This is a genomic window from Streptomyces roseoverticillatus (assembly GCF_000719265.1).
GTDB classification, from domain to species: Bacteria; Actinomycetota; Actinomycetes; order Streptomycetales; family Streptomycetaceae; genus Streptomyces; species Streptomyces roseoverticillatus.
Window position 1 is genome coordinate 182,288 of the sequence record NZ_JOFL01000008.1, and the last position, 18,308, is coordinate 200,595.

Annotated in this window: 19 protein-coding genes; 9 read left to right on the top strand and 10 right to left on the bottom strand. The window is 73.0% G+C overall.

Annotation, left to right across the window (positions count from 1 at the left end; all coding sequences use genetic code 11):
* Positions 1-82 precede the first annotated feature (82 nt).
* Complete coding sequence (locus IF61_RS0111775; RefSeq protein ID WP_030366267.1) at positions 83-1,051, bottom strand: diacylglycerol/lipid kinase family protein; 969 nt, start codon at positions 1,049-1,051, stop codon at positions 83-85.
* Positions 1,052-1,143: 92 nt separating this feature from the next.
* Here IF61_RS0111775 and IF61_RS0111780 point away from each other — a divergent pair, with 92 nt between their 5' ends.
* Entirely contained in the window at positions 1,144-1,632 is a 489-nt protein-coding gene (locus IF61_RS0111780) for a hypothetical protein (protein ID WP_030366268.1), read from the top strand.
* A 68-nt stretch (positions 1,633-1,700) separates the two neighbouring features.
* Here the strand turns inward: IF61_RS0111780 and IF61_RS0111785 are convergent, their stop codons facing one another.
* From IF61_RS0111785 to IF61_RS0111800, 4 genes are all read right to left on the bottom strand, one after another.
* Positions 1,701-2,591, bottom strand: a complete 891-nt coding sequence (locus IF61_RS0111785; protein WP_397945256.1) for an RNA polymerase sigma factor SigF — start codon at positions 2,589-2,591, stop codon at positions 1,701-1,703.
* 40 nt (positions 2,592-2,631) lie between these two features.
* Entirely contained in the window at positions 2,632-3,045 is a 414-nt protein-coding gene (locus IF61_RS0111790; RefSeq protein ID WP_030366270.1) for an ATP-binding protein, read from the bottom strand.
* A gap of 230 nt (positions 3,046-3,275) precedes the next feature.
* Positions 3,276-3,800, bottom strand: coding sequence for a GNAT family N-acetyltransferase (locus IF61_RS0111795; RefSeq protein WP_030366271.1), 525 nt, complete (start codon positions 3,798-3,800; stop codon positions 3,276-3,278).
* Between the two features lie 22 nt (positions 3,801-3,822).
* The gene (locus tag IF61_RS0111800) at positions 3,823-4,083 is read right to left on the bottom strand and encodes a UBP-type zinc finger domain-containing protein (protein WP_030366272.1); all 261 of its coding nucleotides are present in this window, start codon (positions 4,081-4,083) and stop codon (positions 3,823-3,825) included.
* Between the two features lie 79 nt (positions 4,084-4,162).
* Here IF61_RS0111800 and IF61_RS0111805 point away from each other — a divergent pair, with 79 nt between their 5' ends.
* Positions 4,163-5,767 (top strand): Na+/H+ antiporter, encoded by a 1,605-nt coding sequence (locus IF61_RS0111805; protein ID WP_030366273.1) that lies wholly within the window; start codon positions 4,163-4,165, stop codon positions 5,765-5,767.
* Positions 5,768-5,828: 61 nt separating this feature from the next.
* Here the strand turns inward: IF61_RS0111805 and IF61_RS0111810 are convergent, their stop codons facing one another.
* Entirely contained in the window at positions 5,829-6,749 is a 921-nt protein-coding gene (locus IF61_RS0111810) for a 1-aminocyclopropane-1-carboxylate deaminase/D-cysteine desulfhydrase (RefSeq protein WP_052392636.1), read from the bottom strand.
* 43 nt (positions 6,750-6,792) lie between these two features.
* On the bottom strand, positions 6,793-7,383 hold the full coding sequence (locus IF61_RS0111815; RefSeq protein WP_030366275.1) for an N-acetylmuramoyl-L-alanine amidase: 591 nt from the start codon (positions 7,381-7,383) through the stop codon (positions 6,793-6,795).
* 202 nt (positions 7,384-7,585) lie between these two features.
* Between IF61_RS0111815 and IF61_RS0111820 the strand changes: the two genes are divergently transcribed.
* The gene (locus tag IF61_RS0111820; RefSeq protein ID WP_030366276.1) at positions 7,586-8,497 is read left to right on the top strand and encodes a glutaminase; all 912 of its coding nucleotides are present in this window, start codon (positions 7,586-7,588) and stop codon (positions 8,495-8,497) included.
* A 67-nt stretch (positions 8,498-8,564) separates the two neighbouring features.
* Here the strand turns inward: IF61_RS0111820 and IF61_RS0111825 are convergent, their stop codons facing one another.
* The 3 genes from IF61_RS0111825 to tatA form a co-directional block, all read right to left on the bottom strand.
* A complete protein-coding gene (locus IF61_RS0111825) occupies positions 8,565-9,503 on the bottom strand; it encodes a beta-ketoacyl-ACP synthase III (RefSeq protein WP_030366277.1) in 939 nt (312 codons plus the stop codon).
* A 249-nt stretch (positions 9,504-9,752) separates the two neighbouring features.
* Positions 9,753-11,129 carry an alkaline phosphatase gene (locus IF61_RS0111830; protein ID WP_030366278.1) on the bottom strand — a complete coding sequence of 459 codons (1,377 nt, stop codon included), beginning with the start codon at positions 11,127-11,129 and terminating at the stop codon, positions 9,753-9,755.
* Between the two features lie 94 nt (positions 11,130-11,223).
* Positions 11,224-11,448 carry a Sec-independent protein translocase subunit TatA gene (tatA, locus tag IF61_RS0111835; RefSeq protein WP_052392637.1) on the bottom strand — a complete coding sequence of 75 codons (225 nt, stop codon included), beginning with the start codon at positions 11,446-11,448 and terminating at the stop codon, positions 11,224-11,226.
* A gap of 172 nt (positions 11,449-11,620) precedes the next feature.
* Between tatA and IF61_RS0111840 the strand changes: the two genes are divergently transcribed.
* The 6 genes from IF61_RS0111840 to IF61_RS0111865 all read left to right on the top strand — a co-directional run bounded on the left by IF61_RS0111840 (position 11,621) and on the right by IF61_RS0111865 (position 18,230).
* Positions 11,621-13,132, top strand: a complete 1,512-nt coding sequence (locus tag IF61_RS0111840) for an LCP family protein (RefSeq protein ID WP_030366280.1) — start codon at positions 11,621-11,623, stop codon at positions 13,130-13,132.
* Between the two features lie 96 nt (positions 13,133-13,228).
* Complete coding sequence (locus IF61_RS0111845; RefSeq protein ID WP_030366281.1) at positions 13,229-14,590, top strand: hypothetical protein; 1,362 nt, start codon at positions 13,229-13,231, stop codon at positions 14,588-14,590.
* A gap of 198 nt (positions 14,591-14,788) precedes the next feature.
* Positions 14,789-15,472: a response regulator transcription factor gene (locus IF61_RS0111850; RefSeq protein ID WP_030366282.1), complete on the top strand. Its 684-nt coding sequence runs from the start codon at positions 14,789-14,791 to the stop codon at positions 15,470-15,472.
* On the top strand, positions 15,472-16,887 hold the full coding sequence (locus tag IF61_RS0111855; RefSeq protein WP_030366283.1) for a sensor histidine kinase: 1,416 nt from the start codon (positions 15,472-15,474) through the stop codon (positions 16,885-16,887). Before IF61_RS0111850 ends, IF61_RS0111855 begins: the two co-directional genes overlap by 1 nt.
* An 88-nt stretch (positions 16,888-16,975) precedes the next feature.
* Positions 16,976-17,686, top strand: a complete 711-nt coding sequence (locus tag IF61_RS36965) for a DUF3592 domain-containing protein (RefSeq protein WP_245684484.1) — start codon at positions 16,976-16,978, stop codon at positions 17,684-17,686.
* Between the two features lie 166 nt (positions 17,687-17,852).
* The gene (locus IF61_RS0111865; protein WP_030366285.1) at positions 17,853-18,230 is read left to right on the top strand and encodes an ATP-binding protein; all 378 of its coding nucleotides are present in this window, start codon (positions 17,853-17,855) and stop codon (positions 18,228-18,230) included.
* Positions 18,231-18,308 lie beyond the last annotated feature (78 nt).

Sequence of the window (18,308 nt, forward strand, 5' to 3'; positions counted from 1 at the left end):
GTGTCGGCTAGGTCACAGCCGTACTTCCAGGGGGTGGAACCCAGCCTAAACGTTCGAGTGGAAGGACTTTCGGCCCTCGCACTCACACAATCACACGCAGTGCACGGCGAACGCCTGTGAACGTCACGCTCGTGCGCACTCCGAGGTGGTCACCGTCCATCTGGAAGGGCAGCGGAACCTGCGAATGCAAGGTGAAGTGCGTCTGGTCGTGCAGCGAGACGGTGTGTTTGCCTCTCGGGCCCCGCTCCGGCGTGGACGTCAGCAGCTGGGTGACGTAGCGGCCGGCCGCCGTCGTCGACAGCCTGGTGAATCCCAGCACGTCAAGAGCGGTGTCGAAGGACGCCTGAGGCGACGCGTAGACGGGGCGGTTGTTGAGGTACGTCCACGGCGCCGTGTTGCAGATTATCGACATGACGAGATTCTCGAGTGGCTCCTCGCCCGGCCGTTCGAGGGTGATCGTGCCGTTCCGGCGGTGGGTCTCCCCGAGGAATTGACGCATCACCTGTCGCACATACAGCGCAGGCGTCGACCGCTTGCCGCGCTCCCGCTGCTGCTCCACCCGGCCGATGACGCCCGCGTCGAACCCGAAGCCCGCACAGAAGGTGAACCAGCGCCCCGGCACCCCTTCGTCCTCCGTGCCCGGAGTGCCCCCCGCGAGCCCCAGGCCCACGGTGCGCTCGCTGCCGTCGCGCAGGGCGTCCAGCAGGGCGCCGGTCGCCTCCACGACGTCGTTGGGCAGCCCCAGCGCGCGGGCGAAGACATTGGTGGAGCCGCCGGGCACCACGGCCAGCCGGGGGAGGCGCTCGGGGTCGGGGCCGTCGTGCAGCAGGCCGTTGACCACCTCGTTGACCGTGCCGTCGCCGCCGAGCGCCACCACGAGCTCTGTGGTGCCGCTCTCGGCCGCCCGCCGTGCCAGGTCGCGGGCGTGGCCCCGGTACTCGGTGGTGGCCACCTCCAGCTTGAGATCACTGGCGAGGGCGTGCACCAGGACATCACGGGTACGGGCACTGGTGGTGGTGGCCGAGGGATTGACCACGAGGAGCGCACGCATGCGCGCCAGCCTACCTACCTGTCGGTACACGAACCGCCCCGGCCCGCCTTCGGCCCCCCTCGGATCGACGGCGGTACGGCTACCCTGCTGGGGTGAGCAGCAAGCAGTCCGCGCCGAAAAACGCCCGTAAGAGCGGCCCCGCCGGCCCCCGGCAGCAGGCCGCGGCGGCCCCCGCCCCCGCGCCCGCCGGGCCCCGCCCGGCCCGGCTGACGGCCGCCGCCGCGCTGACCGGCCTGGAGGGCCTCGCGCTCGCCGCCGCCGGCATCTACCTGCTGGTCATGGGCCTGCTCGGCAAGCCGGACAGCCCGCAGCAGGCGGAGACGGGCGGCATCACCGTGCTCGCCCTGGCCGCGCTGCCGCTGGCGGCGGCGCGCGGGCTGTGGCTGCTGCGCCGCTGGAGCCGGGGGCCGGCCATGGCCACGCAGATCATGGCGCTGCCGGTGGCTTGGACGCTGTACAACGGCGGGGGCGGCGCGATGATCGCCGGCGCGGTTCTGCTGGCCGCCGTGGCAGTGGGCACGCTCGTGCTGCTGGTGAACCCTACGGCTACGGAAGCGCTGGGTATCGGCCCGCGCGAGTGAGTCCCGGGGCTCCGCCCCGGACCCCGGTCCTCAGACTCCCCAGCGGTGCCCCCGGACGGGCTTTGCTTTTATTCCTCGATCAGCAGCCTGTCCCGCAGCTGGGCCAGTGTCCTCGCCAGCAGGCGCGACACGTGCATCTGCGAGATCCCGACCTCCTGGGCGATCTGGGACTGGGTCATGTTGCCGAAGAACCGCAGCAGAAGGATCTTCTTCTCCCGCGGCGGCAGGTCCTCCAGTAGCGGTTTCAGTGACTCTCGGTACTCGACGCCCTCCAGCGCCTCGTCCTCCGCGCCGAGAGTGTCCGCCACGGCCGGCGACTCGTCGTCCGTGTCGGGCACGTCGAGGGAGAGGGTGCTGTAGGCGTTGGCGGACTCCAGGCCCTCCAGCACCTCCTCCTCGGAGATCCCCAGGTGCTCGGCCAGCTCGTGGACCGTGGGCGCGCGGCCGTGCCGCTGGGAGAGCTCCGCGGTGGCCGTGGTCAGGGCCAGCCGCAGCTCCTGCAGCCGGCGCGGGACCCGGACCGCCCAGCCCTTGTCGCGGAAGTGCCGCTTGATCTCCCCGACCACCGTGGGCGTCGCGTACGTGGAGAACTCCACGCCGCGGTCCGGATCGAACCGGTCCACCGACTTGATCAGGCCGATCGTCGCGACCTGGGTGAGGTCGTCCAGCGGCTCGCCGCGATTGCGGAAGCGCCGGGCCAGGTGCTCCACCAGCGGCAGGTGCATCCGCACGAGGTGGTTGCGCAGCTCGGCCCGCTCGGGCGAGCCGTCCGGCAGCGCGCGCAGCTCGATGAACAGGGCCCGGGCGCCACTGCGGTCCTGCGCGGTTGCGTGCCGGTGCTCGTGCTGGTCCATGTGGTCCGCCCGCTCTGGTGGGTCGCTCGCCTCGTCCGGCGCGGGATTCGCAGGATCGCCCGGCAGCTGTCGGGCAGGCTGCTGCGGGATGGCCGGGGTACGCACCCCCCGCGACGATGCAGTACTCACGGAGCCCCCTCTTCCGTCACGGCTGTCCGGGGCCGGCGCCGCGCTTCTTGTGCAGGCTGATGCTGACCGTACGGTCGTCGGCGACGGTCGAGTCGACCTCACCGGCCAGGGCGGAGAGCACCGTCCAGGCGAAGGTGTCGCGCTCGGGTGCGCGGCCGTCCGTGGTGGGTGCCGAGACGGTCACCCGCAGCGCGTCGCCCACCAGACGGAAGACGCAGCTGAGAACGGAGCCGGGCACCGCTTGTTGCAGAAGGATCGCGCACGCCTCGTCCACCGCGATGCGCAAGTCCTCGATCTCGTCGAGGGTGAAGTCCAAGCGGGCCGCGAGACCGGCAGTCGCCGTTCGCAGCACCGACAGGTAGGCACCCGCAGCGGGCAGCCGGACTTCCACGAAGTCCTGGGTCCCGGGCTCGCCTGCGATTGGGGACACCCTCACCTCCAAGGTGGCACAAGCTTCTTGAGCTGTTACGAGCGCCGGCCCCCGCCCTCGGCCGCCCTTCGGTCGAAGGCCGTGCGCGGGCCGGTGCGGCACATGGTTCGGCTGCGACGCTATCGCGATCTGGGGGTCCGTGGAGCAGCCCCGAGACTGTCACTCATGGTAAACCCATGAGCACGGACAGTGGCTAGGGGTTTGGGGCCTCAAATCGAAAGAGCTGTCGCCTAGTTGGGATTTTCGTCACTCTGCGCTAGCGCCGCAAGGGTCCGGAGGGGTTCTCCGGACAAGCGGTAGGTGGTCCATTCGTCCATCGGTTCGGCGCCGAGGGACTTGTAGAACCCGATCGAGGGCGCGTTCCAGTCCAGCACTGACCATTCGAAACGCTGGTAGCCGCGGTCGGTGCAGATCCGGGCGAGGGCCGCGAGGAGCGCCTTGCCATGCCCTCCGCCGCGCGCCTCCGGGCGCACGTAGAGATCCTCCAGGTAGACACCGTGCGTGCCCGTCCACGTGGAGAAGTTGCGGAACCAGATCGCGAAGCCCACCGGTTCCGGCGCCGCGGACGCGCCGCCGCCCGCATTTTCGTCACTCTCCGCTATTAGTGCGAAGGCTGCGGGGTGCTCTCCGAAGAGGGCTTCGCGCAGCTGTTCCTCGGTCGCCCGGGCATCCTCCAGTGCCCGTTCGTACGCCGCGAGTTCGCGGATCATCGCATGGATGGCGGGAACGTCTGCGGGCGTCGCGGCTCGGATCATGCGTGCATGCTAGCGGGCGGCGTCAGACGAGCCGCTGGTCCACGTAGCACCAGCGCCAGCTCTGGCCCGGCTCGTAGCTGCGCATCACGGCGTGGCCGGTCTCCTCGAAGTGCGCCGTGGCGTGCCGGTACGGCGAGGAGTCGCAGCATCCGACGTGGCCGCAGAGCAGGCACAACCGCAGCTGCACGGGGTGGCTGCCGGCCGCCTCGCACTCCGGGCACGTCGGGTGTGCGGCCACGGGCTCGGGGCGCGGCAGCCCGGGAAGATGCTGGCACTCGCTCATGATTGCCAGATTAGATCGCACCGCCGACACGCGAGCCCGCGGGCCGGGCGGAACGCACGAGGGGACAGGCACCGCACCGATGGACGTCATGCCACTGCTGATGCTGGTCGCGGGCGCCGCCGCCGTCGCCGGCGCGGCCCGCCGCACCCCCGTGCCCGCGCCCCTGCTGCTCGTGGCCGCGGGGCTCGCCGCCTCGTACCTCCCCGGCGTCCCGGACTACACGCTCGACCCCGGCGTCGTGCTGCCCCTCCTGCTGCCGCCCCTGCTGCACACGGCCGCCCTCGACAGCTCCTACCTCGACCTGCGGGCCAACGTCCGCCCCGTGGCCCTGCTGTCCGTCGGCTACGTCCTCTTCGCGACGCTCGCCGTCGGTTACGCGGCCTTCCTCGTCATCCCCGGGCTGCCCCTGACGGCCGCCCTCGTGCTCGGCGCGGTCGTCGCCCCGCCCGACGCCGTGGCGGCCACCGCCATCGCCCGCCGCCTCGGCCTGCCCTCCCGGATCACCACCATCCTGCAGGGCGAGTCCCTGGTGAACGACGCCACGGCGATCACCGCCTACAAGGTGGCCCTCGCCGCCGCCGTCGGCGCCGGCGCGACCTGGGGCGAGGGCATCAGGGAGTTCGCCGTCGCCTCCCTCGGCGGCATCGGCGTCGGCCTGGCCCTCATGGTGCCGCTGCACTGGCTGCGCAAGCACCTGCGCGAGCCGCTCCTGCAGAACACCCTCTCCCTGCTGATCCCCTTCGCCGCCTACGCCGCCGCCGAGGAGGTCCACGCCTCCGGCGTGCTCGCCGTCGTGGTCGTCGGCCTCTGGCTCGGACACCGCTCCTGGCAGGTCGACTTCGCGACCCGGCTGCAGGAGGCCGCCGTGTGGAAGATGGTCTCCTTCGTCCTGGAGTCCGCCGTCTTCGCCCTCATCGGCCTGCAGCTGCCCGTCGTCCTGCGCGGCCTCGGCGACTACGGCGCCGGGCGGGCCGCCTGGTACGCCGCCGCCCTCTTCCTCGCCGTCGTGGCCGCCCGCTTCGTGTGGGTCTTCCCCGCCACGTTCCTCCCGCGCGCCCTGTCCGCGCGCATCCGGGAACGGGAGACCGACACCACCTGGAAGAGCCCGCTCGTCGTCGGCTGGGCCGGCATGCGCGGCGTGGTCTCCCTCGCCATCGCCTTCTCCATCCCCGTCACCACGGACACCGGGGCGCCCTTCCCCGGCCACAACCTCGTCCTCTTCCTCACCTTCACGACCGTCATCGGCACGCTCGTCGTCCAGGGCCTCACTCTTCCCCCGCTCATCCGCCTGCTGCGGCTGCCCGCGCGCGACAGCGCGGCGGAGACCCTCGCGGAGGCGCAGGCCCAGAACGAGGCTTCACTCGCCGCCGAGCGGCGCCTGGACGAGCTCCTCGCCGACGAGCGGAACGCCCTGCCGGCGCCTCTCGCCGACCGGCTCCGGGTCGTCATGGAGCGGCGCCGCAACGCGGTGTGGGAGCGGCTGGGGACGGTCAGCGCGGTGACGGGGGAGTCCGCCGATGACATTTACCGGCGGCTCGCTCGCGAGATGATCGGCGCCGAGCGGGAGGTCTTCGTCCGGCTGCGGGACGAGCGGCGCATTGACGACGAAATGCTGCGTACGTTGCTGCGGCGGCTCGACCTTGAGGAGGCCGCCGCGTATCGCGAGGAGGGCGGTGCCGCTTGACGCCTGTCGGGCGGGTGCAGCCCGGTGGTCGGTTTGTGGAACGACCGGCCGCGAAGCGGCCTCAGGGCGCCCCCGTGATCACGGCTACCGCCGTCGTTCCCCTCGGGAACGCTCCCTCCTCCGTCAAGGTCGTCAGGCCGTACAGCATCTTCGCCACGTACAGCCGCTCCAGCGGCAACCCGTGCCGGGCCGTGAAGTCGTCGGCGAAGGCGTCCAGCGCGGGGGAGGTGCGGGCGTAGCCGCCGCAGTGGAAGCGCTCGTCGAGCCGCCACGTCCCGCGCCGGCCGCCGAACGCCTCGCCCTGCAGCCGCTCGGCCTCCGCGCCCAGGAAGCCGCCCTTGAGCACGGGGAAGCCGATCGCCCGCTGCCCCTCGCCGAGGCCGGCGGCGAGCCCGGCGAGCGTGCCGCCCGTGCCGCACGCGACCCCGACGACGTCCGCCATCCCGCGCAGCTCGCGCCCGAGCTCCGCGCAGCCGAGCACGGCCGCCCCGTTCGACCCGCCTTCGGGCACGACGAAGCAGTCGCCGCCGGCCCGCTCGACCAGCCCGGCCAGCACCTCCGGCTCCGTCTTGCGGCGGTACGTGGCACGGTCGGTGAACAGCAGCCGCATGCCGGACGCGGCGCAGTAGCGCAGCGAGGGGTTCAGCGGCCGGTCGGCGAGCTCCTCGCCCCGGACGACGCCGACGGTGGCGAAGCCGAGCAGGCGGCCCGCGGCGGCCGTGGCCCGCAGGTGGTTGGAGTACGCCCCGCCGAACGTCAGCAGGGTGCGCCGGCCCGCCGCGGCCGCGGCCTCCAGGTTGGGCGCGAGCTTGCGCCACTTGTTGCCGGGCAGCTCGGGGTGTATCAGGTCGTCCCGCTTCAGCAGCAGGCGCACGCCGTGCCGCGCGAACCTCTCGTCCGGGAGCTCCACGAGCGGCGACGGCAGCCGCGGCCGCAGGCCGGCGAGCCCGGCGCTGCCGGCGGCGGGGAGATGGCTGGTCACGCCCCCATTGTCGCGTGGACGGGCCGGCGGGCCACGGCGCGCCTCACTTGAGCCGCTCACGGACCCGCTCGCGGAGCCACTCCATGGAGAAGCCCACGGGGTCGACCTTGCCGGGCCGCCACTCCAGGTGGCCGATGACGGAGCGCTCGGTCCAGCCGTGGTGCCGGCAGATGGCCGCCGCCACCTGCTCCACGGCCCGCAGCTGGACCTGCGGCCAGGGGTCCTCCCCGTCGCCGCGGTTGACGCACTCGAAGCCGTAGAAGTGGACGTTCCCGTCGGTGTCCGCCCACCGCACGGGCGGCAGCCGCTTCTCGGCGATCACCGCCCTCAGCACGTCCCCGTCGCCGCCGCCCGCGTGGTTGACGCGCCCGCAGCCGGTGAGGTGGATCGTGCCGTCCTTGGCGATGACCCCGTGGCACAGGGGGCCGGGCAGCTCCTCGTAGCCGTTCCAGCAGAGCCGGACGGTGCTGTCCGTGCCCGAGGTGGCGGAGTGGTGGATCATCACGCCGTTGACGGGCCCCCAGGGGCCGTGTCCGTGGCGGTTGTGGTTCCGCCAGCCCTCCACCTCGACGACGGTGGCGCCCTCGCGTCTGAGCGCGGCCAGGAACTCGTTCGCGGACATGGGTGGGGCCATGCCGCCCTCCTCGATGGGTCGGTGGCTCGGTAGAGCGGGTGGCGTACGCCGGTCGCGTAGGCCGAATGACCCCCTTGTACCCAAAAGTTCGCAGGTGGGCCGGGCGTTCGGATATCGTGCGAGCCGATCCGGCCGTTGGCCGAATATCCCACCGATCGCATCGTCGACAGCGCCGTCGACACGGAAGTACGGACCAAGGACTGTGGACTACCAGGCCGTCCTCGAAGAAGTCGCCGCCTTCGCCAAGCCGCTCGTCGGCCGTGGCCAGGTGGCCGACTACATCCCCGCCCTCGCCGGAGTGGACATCAACCGGTTCGGCATGGCCGTCGCGGACGTCGACGGCGGGGTGTACGGCATCGGGGACTGGGAGCGTCCCTTCTCCGTGCAGTCCATCTCCAAGGCGTTCAGCCTGGCGCTCGTCCTGGCCGAGGGCGGCGGCAAAATCTGGGAACGGGTCGGAACGGAACCGTCCGGAAACCCCTTCAACTCACTGGTCCAACTCGAATACGAGAACGGCATCCCGCGCAACCCGTTCATCAACGCGGGCGCGCTCGTCGTCACCGACCGGCTGCAGACCCTCACCGGCGACGCCAGCACCACCATGCTGGAGTTCCTGCGCGCCGAGAGCGGCAACCCCGACGTCTCCTTCGACCCCGCCGTCGCCGCCTCCGAGACCGAGCACGGCGACCGGAACGCCGCCCTCGCCCACTTCATGGCCAGCTACGGCAACCTCGACAACCCCGTCCCCACGGTCCTGGAGCACTACTTCTGGCAGTGCTCCATCGAGATGAGCTGCCGCGACCTCGCCCGTGCGGGCAGCTTCCTCGCCCGCCACGGCCTGCGCGCCGACGGCTCGCGGCTGCTGCCGCGGCGCGAGGCGAAGCAGGTCAACGCCGTCATGCTGACGTGCGGGACGTACGACGCGGCGGGGGACTTCGCCTACCGGGTGGGGCTGCCGGGCAAGAGCGGCGTCGGGGGCGGCATCGTCGCCGTGATACCGGGACGGTGCACGTTGTGCGTGTGGAGTCCGGGGCTCGACGCGCGGGGCAACTCCGTGGCGGGTGTGGCGGCGCTCGATCACTTCACCACGCTGACCGGGTGGTCGGTGTTCTAGGCGTTCCGCCCCGCGCCCCTTTCGGGGCGCGGGGCGGTAAGGGGCGCACCGCCATGGAGTACGTCCCTTACGGGCAGCGAATGACCTGGCCCGCGTACGACAGGTTTCCGCCGAAGCCGAACAGCAGGACCGGCGCGCCCGACGGGATCTCCCCGCGTTCGACCAGCTTGGACAGCGCCAGCGGAATGCTCGCGGCGGACGTGTTGCCGGACTCGGTGACGTCCGTCGCGACGATCGCGTTGACCGCTCCCAGCTTCCGGGCGACAGGTTCGATGATCCGCAGGTTGGCCTGGTGCAGGACGACGGCCGCCAGCTCCTCCGGCGCGACGCCGGCCCGCTCGCACACCCGGCGGGCGATGGGCGGCAGCTGCGTGGTGGCCCAGCGGTAGACCGACTGTCCCTCCTGGGAGAAGCGCGAGGGCGTGCCCTCGATGCGCACGGCGTGCCCCATGCCGGGCACCGAGCCCCACACCACGGGGCCGATCCCGGGTTCGGCCGAGGCCGTGACCACGGCGGCGCCCGCGCCGTCGCCGGTCAGGACGCACGTCGTGCGGTCGGTCCAGTCCGTCACCGAGGTGAACTTCTCCACCCCGATGACCAGGGCGTTCGTCGCGGCGCCGGCGCGGATGGCGTGGTCGGCGCTGGCGAGGGCGTGGGTGAAGCCGGAGCAGACGACGTTGACGTCCATCACGGCGGGCGTGGCGAGGCCGAGCGCGGCGGCGACCCGGGCGGCCGTGTTGGGGCTGCGGTCGTCGGCGGTGCAGGTGGCGACGAGGACGAGGTCGATCTCGTCCGTCGCGAGCCCGCTGCCGGCCAGCGCCTTGCCGCCGGCCTCGGTCGCCATGTCGGCGACCGTTTCGCCGGGCTCGGCGATCCGGCGGGTGCGGATGCCGACGCGCGAGCGGATCCACTCGTCGCTGGTGTCGACCATGGCCGCCAGCTCGTCGTTGGTCAGCACCCTGGCGGGCTGGTAGTGGCCGAGGGCGAGGACGCGGGAGCCGGTCATCGGCGGTTCCTCCGAGGCTGGCGGTCGGTACGAACGATCATTCGGGACGCGCGGGGGGCGCGGGTGATACCGGTGGTACGGGATTCACAAGTGTTGACGCTGCGGGCCCGGAACCGGGTATGTGATCCGCCCAATGTTCTGCCGCGATAACTGGCACAACCCGCAGGGCCCGGCCGCTGCCGCGGCCGGGCCCTGTCCCCCCTGTGGTGATCTGTGACGTTCTTTACGTCACGGGTGCGGCACGCCGCGTCAGCGCAGGGCGAGCGCGCTGCGGATCGTGGTGAAGAGCTCGGTCTGGTCCGTGACGCCGAGGACGCGCTCCGCCTGCGGGCCCTGGGCCGCGATGCGCACCTCGGTGCCGGTGTGCTCCTGCGGCTTGCCCGGGGTGTTGGTGGAGTAGTTCACCTTGAGCTGCCGGCCCTCGTTGGTGACCAGCGTGGAGGACAGGCCGGGCGGGGTCGCCTCCAGCGGCACGATCTGGCTGGTGTGGCCGTGGTCGGCGGTGGTGACGACCAGGGTGTCCGGGTGCTCCGCGGCGTAGGCGCGGGCGACCTTCACGGCGCGGTCGAGGGCCGCGGTCTCGCCGATCTGGCCGCACGGGTCGGCGGCGTGGTCGCGCTTGTCGATCGAGGCGCCCTCGACCTGCAGGAAGAAGCCCTTCTTGGAGCCGGCGCCCTTCTGCTTGGCCTCCAGGAGCTGCAGGGCCTTGCGGGTCTGGTCCGCGAGCTCCGGCGTGCCGGCCTTGCGCTCGGGGTTGTTCGTCACGCAGCGCTGCGGCTCGGTGCCACCCTGGGCCGCGGCCTTGCCGGTCCACTCGACGGGGACGTTGCCGTCGGCGAAGAGGCCGAGCACGGGCTTGCCGGGCTTCGCGGCCTTCAGGCCCTTGCCGTCGGTGACGACCTGGTAGCCGAGCTTCTGTGCCTGCTGTGTCACGGTCCGCCCGGCGAAGGCGCCCTCGGTGATCTTCTGGTCGAAGCGGGCCTTGCCGCCGCCGAGGAGGACGTCCACCTTGTGGTTCACGCTCTGCTCGGCGATCGAGCCGGGGCCGCCCTTGGCGACGGTGTCGTCCGGGCAGGCCTTCATGTCGGCCGGGCCCTGGCAGCTGCGGTCGGTGGCGTGCGAGGCGAGGACGGCCGGGGTGGCGTCGGTCAGCTCGGCGGTGGTGACGCTGCCGGTGGCCAGGCCGTTCTTCTGCGCCAGCTCCAGGATGGTGGGCATGGCCTTGTCCGTGCCGGGCGTCTTGGATATCCGGCCGTTGACTGTCTTCCTCCCGGTGGCCCAGCCGGTGCCGCTGGCGGCCGAGTCGGTGACGTAGTCGGGCTTGCCGTTCTTGTCGACCGAGTACGTCGTGTACGCACCGGTGAGCGGGAACTTGTCCATGTTCAGCCGGCCCGCCGCGCCCACGGTGTAGTCGCGGGCCAGGGTGATCTCCGAGTCGCCCATGCCGTCACCGATGAGCAGGATGACGTTCTTGGCCTTCTTGGCGCCGTGGCCCGTGCTGAGCGCGGGGACGTCCGAGCTGCCGCCCGCGTCCGAGGCGAAGGCCGCGGCCGGCACCGCGACCCCGGCGGCGAGCAGGGCGGCGGCGCCCCAGGCGAGACGGCGCCGGTACGGACGAGAACCCATGGTTTTTCCTCCTCGTAGGCCGGGCGGGATGCCCGGCCGGGGGAAGCTCACCAGGGGCGGGTGTACCGGAAGGGTCGTGCAGGTGTCCTGCAGTTCACCGGGGGTTGTCGGCCGGGCTGCCGTGGTGCGCCGCCGCTTCGGGCGCGCCGGCCGCGGGCGGCTGGTCGTCCGCCTTCATGGCCTTGGCCTCGCTCTTGAGGATGCGCATCGACTTGCCGAGCGCGCGGGCGGTGTCGGGCAGCTTCCGCGACCCGAACAGGACGACCATCACGAGCACCACCACGAGGATGTGCCAGGGCTCAAGGGCGTTGCGCAGCATGATCGGCGCACCTCTCTTCCGTAACCGTTCTCTTCCGTGACCGTGGGGCTCACCATACTTGCCAGATTGCGCAACTGGACAACCAAAGTGCCTGCCCGGCCGTCTATCCAGGTGAGGTGGCACGGAGCCGGGGTAGACGCGGGGGAATGGGCGAGGACTGGCGGATGGGCGGATGAGTGGCGGCCGAGGGAAGCAGGCGCACCACCGGGTGCGGACGGCGACGCTCGTGGTGGTGACGTTCGTGGTGCTGCTGGCCGCCGGCGCGGGCTGGCTCTGGCTCCGGCTGAACGGCAACATCAGCACGTTCGACGCGGACGGGCTGTCGAAGAACCGCCCGGGCGCGGGCGTCGCCGGGCAGAACGTCCTGGTCATCGGCTCGGACTCGCGCTCGGGGGGCAACAAGGACCTCGGCGGCGGCGAGGGCGACGTGGGCCGCTCCGACACCGCGTTCCTGCTGCACGTCTACCGCGACCGCGAGCACGCGGTGGCCGTCTCGATCCCGCGGGACACCCTCGTCGACATCCCGCCGTGCCGGCTGCCCGACGGCAGTTGGACCTCCGGCCGGACCCGGGCGATGTTCAACTCGGCCTTCTCGGTGGGGGAGTCGGCGAAGGGCAATCCGGCCTGCACGCAGAACACGGTCGAGAAGCTCACCGGGTTGCGCGTCGACCACACCGTCGTCGTCGACTTCGAGGGCTTCTCCGCGATGACCTCGGCCGTCGGCGGAGTGCCGGTGTGCGTGCCCAAGGACGTCTACCAGGGAGACCTCAACCCGCACCGCGGCTCGCGCGGCCGGCTCCTCTTCCCCAAGGGGCAGCAGAACGTCTCGGGGCAGCAGGCCCTGGACTACGTGCGCGTGCGGCACGGCATCGGCGACGGCTCCGACATCGGCCGCATCCAGCGGCAGCAGGCCTTCGTCGCCGGCATGGTCAAGAAGGTGCGGGAACAGGGCTTCAACCCGGCCACGCTGCTGCCCCTGGCCGACGCCGCCACCAAGTCGCTGACCGTCGACCCCGGGCTGGGCTCGGCCGACAAACTGCTCTCCTTCGCCATGTCGCTGAAGGGCATCGACCTGCACAACATCAAGTTCATCACCGTGCCCTGGCGCTACGAAGGCGACCGCGTCGACATCGTGCAGCCCGGCGCGGACGCACTGTGGGCCTCGCTGAAGGCCGACCGCACGATCGACGGCAAGGACGCGGGCGGGAAGGGCCCGGGCGGCAAGCGGCAGCCCGGTCCGACGGCCCCCGCGTCCCCCGCGGCCCCCGAGCAGGTCTCCGGGGAGGGCGTGAGCGTCTCCGTCGCCAACGGCACCAGAGTGAGCGGGCTCGCGGCGCGGGCCGCGGCGGAGCTGGAGAAGCACGGGTTCGCCGTCAGCGACACCGGCAACGCGGAGGTCCGCGACGCGGGCATCACCGTGATCGAGTTCGGGCCGGGCCGGGCGGCGGAGGCCCGGACGGTGGCCCGGCTCTTCCCCGGGGCGTACGTCCACGGGGTGGCGGCGAACGGGATCACCGTGACGGTGGGGCGGGACTTCGCCGCCGCGGGCGGCGGGACGTCCGCGGCGCCCGAGCCGTCCGCGCCGGCACCCTCCGCGGCCGGCCCCGGCACCCTCTCCGCCGACGTGGCCGCAACGGCCCGGTCGGCGGACGACGACCCCTGCGCGAACCTCTCGTACGGCTGAGCAGGGGAGTGAAATGCCGGGTTTATCCGTACAAGCGGTAAATTTCACCTAGAAGCGATCGACAGGAACACCGACCTCCATCCGAGGAGCACCGCCATGCCCGCCACCACCCGGGCGCTTCCCCGGCCGCTGCAGGCCCTGATCGCCGTCCTGGCCGCCGCCCTGATCGCCCTGGCCGGCACGGCGCTCTGCGCCCCCGCCCCCGCGGCCCACGCCGCGACCGGCATCGACACCGTGGCCGAAGCGCTGCGCAAGAGCCCGGTCTACGTGGACCCCCGGGCGAGCGCCCAGCTCCCGCCCGCCGAGGCCGAAGCCCTGGCCAAGAAGATCGAGGACGCCGGCAAGCCCGTCTTCGTGGCCGTCCTGCCGGAGAGCGCCGAGTTCCCCAGGGCCACCGTCTTCCAGGACCTGCGCACCAAGGTCGGCATCGCCGGCGTCTACGCGATCCGCCTCGGCGACGCCTTCAACGCCCACGCCGACTCCAAGGTCATGTCGCGCAACGCGGTCCGCAACCTCGTCGGGACCGTCCAGCGCTCCGGCGGCGACACCACGGCCGTGCTCAACGGCTTCGTCGACCAGGCCGTCCGGCAGGCCCGCGGCCGGGCCCCCGGATCCTGGGGCGGCGGGGAGCCCGGCGTGGGCGCCACCGGGCTGATCACCGGCGGCGCGATCGTCGTCGCAGGCGGCGCGGGCGCGTACGCCCTCTACCGCCGCAACAAGCGCAAGCGCGAGGAGCGCGAGCAGGCCGAGCTCGACGCCCTGCGCGTCGTCGTCGACGAGGACATCACCGCCTTCGGCGAGGAACTCGACCGGCTCGACTTCCACCCCTCCGAGCCCGGCGCCGACAACGCCATGCGAGGGGACTACGAGGAGGCCCTCGACGCGTACGAGGAGGCCAAGTCCAAGATGGCCGCCGTGGCCCACCCGCAGGACGTCACGGCCGTCACCGAGAGCCTCGACAAGGGCCGCTTCGCCCTCGCCACCCTCGCCGCCCGCCGCACCGGCGCCCCGCTGCCCGAGCGCCGCCTGCCCTGCTTCTTCGACCCGCGCCACGGGCCCTCCGTCCAGGACGTCGAGTGGGCGCCCCCGGGCGGCGCGCCCCGCACCGTCCCCGCCTGCGCGGCCGACGCGGCCCGGGTCGCCGACGGAGAGGAACCCCTCTCCCGCACCGTCCAGACCCCCGACGGCAGGCAGCCCTACTGGAACGCGGGCCCCGCCTACGCCCCCTGGGCCGGCGGCTACTTCGGCGGCGGCCTCCTCCCCGGCCTCCTCGTCGGCACCATGCTCGGCGGCCTCCTCTCCGGCCCCGCCTACGCCGCCCCCGCAGACACCGGCCCCGACGGCGGCGACTGGACCGGCAGCGACTACAACCCCGACGACTACGGCGGCGGCTGGGGCGACGGCGGCGGCTTCGGAGGCGGCGGCGACGGCGGAGGGTTCGGGGGAGGGGACTGGTGACGGAGCGCGGACCGGCGGGCCGGGCCCGGCCGCCGAGGCGTACGGGCCCCACCCCCGTGTGCCGCCGGTGCGCGCTCCGGGATCCGGCGTGCCGGGGAGGCACACCCGGGATCCTGGCACTCCGCAGCTGAAGGAACGCTGAGCCTTCCTGAAGAGGACTTCAGGCGGCGGGCCACCCGCACCCGCCATCCTGAAGGCATGCGAATACTGGTGGTTGAGGACGACCGTCGGCTCGCGGAGCTGCTGCGCCGGGGCCTGGTCGCCGAAGGGTTCGCGGTGGAGGTCGCGCACGACGGCCACACGGGCCTGCACCTCGCGGCCGAGGACGCCTACGACGTGATCGTGCTCGACGTCATGCTGCCCGGCCTCAACGGCTACCGCGTGTGCGCGCGGCTGCGCGAGGCGGGCGTCTGGACTCCCGTGCTCATGCTCACCGCCAAGGACGGCGAGTACGACGAGGCCGAGGGCCTGGACACCGGCGCGGACGACTACGTCACCAAACCCTTCTCCTACGTGGCCCTCGTCGCCCGGCTGCGCGCCCTGGTGCGCCGCGGCCGGCCCGCGCGGCCCGTGCTCATCCGGGTCGGCGACCTCCAGATCGACCCCGCGACCCGCTGCTGCCGGCGCGGCTCCGCCGATCTGCAGCTCACCGCGCGGGAGTTCGCGGTCCTGGAGTACCTCGCCCGGCGCGACGGCGAGGTCGTGGCCAAGACGGAGATCCTCGCGCACGTGTGGGACGAGGCGTTCCAGGGCGATGTGAACATCGTGGAGGTGCACGTCAGTTCCCTGCGCCGGAAGATCGACGCGCCCTTCGGGCGGCACAGCATCCAGACCGTCCGCGGCGTCGGCTACCGGCTGGCGGCCGACGCCCCGGGCCGGTGATGCGGCGGCCGGCCGGCCCGCGCCCCGGGCCCGGACGCCCGCGGGGGCGGCTGCGGCCCGCCTCGATCCGGGCCCGGCTGACCTGGCTCGTCGCCGTATCGGCCCTCCTCCCGCTGATCGCCGGCGCGGCGCTGGCCGCCGGCTCGCTGCGCGACTACCTGGCGCGGGAGGCCGTCGACTACACGTCCCGGAAGGCCGCCGCCGTTCCCCGGCTCGTCGACTACGACCCGGACGCGCAGCTCCTCTACACGGCCGGGAAGCTGCGCGACGACCCCCGGCTGGACGTGTCCGTCGGGGTCGAGGACCGGCAGCCGAACTGGGAGCCGGGGCCCCGCATGCCGGACCACGAACCCTCGCACGGCGGCGACGTGCTGTCGCTGTGGCCGTGGACCGACCCCGGCAGCAGGACCCCCGCCCTCAGCTACATCCAGTCCGGCACCGACGGCCTCTACCTGCACGTCGCCAACCGGCTCCAGGACGAGCAGCGCCGCCTTAACCACCTGGTCCTGATGCTGGGCGGCGCCGCCCTGGTGGTGACGGCGGGCCTGGCGGGCGCGACGTGGTTCGTGGCCGGGCGGGTGCTGCGCCCGGTGGAGGCGATCCGCACCCAGTTCGCCGAGCTGACCGCGCGCCACCTCGACCGCCGCGTGCCCGTGCCGGACACGCGCGACGAGGTGGCCCGGCTGGCCGCGACGATGAACGAGACCCTCGACCAGCTGCAGGCGGCCGTCGACCAGCAGCGCCGGTTCGTCGGCGACGCCTCGCACGAGCTCCGCAGCCCGCTGGCCGCCCTGCGGGCCGAGCTGGAGATCGCGCTCGCGCACCCGGAGCACGCGCAGTGGACGGCGGTGGCCGAGGCGGCCCTCGGCGACACCCGCCGCCTGCAGAGCATCACCACGGACCTGCTGCTGCTCGCCCGCCTGGACGCGACCGGCACCGAGGGCCTGCCGGGCGCCCAGCCCGTCGACCTCACCGCGCTCGTCCGCGAGGAGCTCGCCCGCCGCCCGCCCGGTCCCCGGACCCTCGCCCTGCACCTCGACGACCCCGGACCACCCCTCACCGTGCACGGCCGTCACACCCTCATCGCCCGCCTCCTCGGCAACCTCCTGGACAACGCGGAGCGGCACGCCGAACACACCGTCACGGTCCGCCTCGGCCACGACCCCGGCCGGCGGCTGGCCGTCCTCCACGTCGAGGACGACGGCCCGGGCATCCCGCCCGCCGACCGCCGGCGCGTCTTCGAACGCTTCACCCGGCTCGACGACGCCCGCACCCGCGCCACCGGCGGCACGGGCCTGGGCCTGGCCATCGCCCACCACATCGCCACCGTCCACCGCGGGACCCTGGCCGTCACGGACAGCCCGCGCGGCGCCCGCTTCACCACCACGCTGCCGTGCGCGGACCCCACGATCTGATCAATGATGATCAATAACGTCATGGTGCCCGGACTCCCGACAGAGTTGAATATGCGTACACACGTACGACATCGGGGGTTTGTGCTTCATGCTCGACTTCTTCGTCCTGGCGCTGCCCACCCTGATGGCGGCCGCAGGGTTCGCCGGGATGGTGTGGGCGGTGGTGCGGATGCGGCGGCTGCGGGCCGCGTGGCGCAGCGGCATCGAGGTCCCGGGCCGCTGCCTGCGCCTGTACGCGACGACGACCACCCGCCGGCAGGGCCCGCACACCTCGTCCTCGACCACGCTCCACCACGTCTACGAGTTCACCGCCGCGGACGGGACGCACCACCGCTTCGAGGAGTCCGGCGGGCCGGCCACGGTCATCGAGGGCGACGCGGTCACCGTCCGCTATCCGCAGGACCGCCCGGACCGGGCCACCGCCCTCCCGCCGGGGGACGTCAGGACCTGGGTGGGGACAGGCGTCCTGCTGGCGTTCCTGGCGGTGTTCGTGACCGGGTGCGTGGGCTTCGGGGTGTTCTACCTGACCGTGTTCAAGCCGGCCGGGGAGAAGGTCCGGGAACGGGTCGAGGAGCCGTGGCGACCGCCGTCGGCGGCTCCGGTCACTCCGCCGCCCCTGCCGGACGGCCCGCCGGACGACGTCCCTTCGGGGTTCCCGACCGGAATTCCGAGCGGATTCCCGAGCGACCTTCCCACGGGTTTCCCGAGCGGCTTTCCCACTGGCTTTCCGAGCGGCTTTCCCACGGGCCTTCCCGGGGCACGCGCCGGCGACCCGGCCCCCGGCGGCGCCAGCAGGTAGCGGCGGTGGCGGCGCGGGAGGGTTGACGGGCCGACGGCTTGACGACCGTATCGTGACGAACCCCTCGCCCCGGGCGGCCATGACCCGGCGATCGCTGGGTATACGCGGCTCGACAGATGCTCATCGCCAGGTCAGGTCAGCAGGTCAGTAACGAGGGAGCCGCCGGATGGTTGTGATCGAAGCCCCGTACGGGGACGCCGCCCGCGCGCGTCACGCGACGGCGGAGTTCCTGGCCCGCCACTGCCCCTGGGCGGATCCCGACGCCGTCGTCCTGGTGGTGTCGGAGCTGGTCACCAACGCCATACGGCACGCGGGCGGCTGGTGGCGGCTGTGCGTGCGGGCCGTGCAGGACCGCCTCGTGGTGGAGATCGTCGACACGAGCCCGCGGCCGCCGCAGCCGCGCACCCCGGACTTCGGCGGGGGCGGCGGGCTGGGCTGGCACATGGTGGAGCGGCTGGCCGGCCTGCTGGAGGTGGACCGGCGGCCGGACGGGAAGACCGTCCGGGCGACGTGGGTGGAGCCGGCGGGCGTGGGGGCGGCGTAGCACTGCGCGGAGCGGCGGGCGGAGGGCCCCGCCCCGGGCCCGGGCCGCCGCCTGCGGGGTGTGCGCCCGGGCGACCGG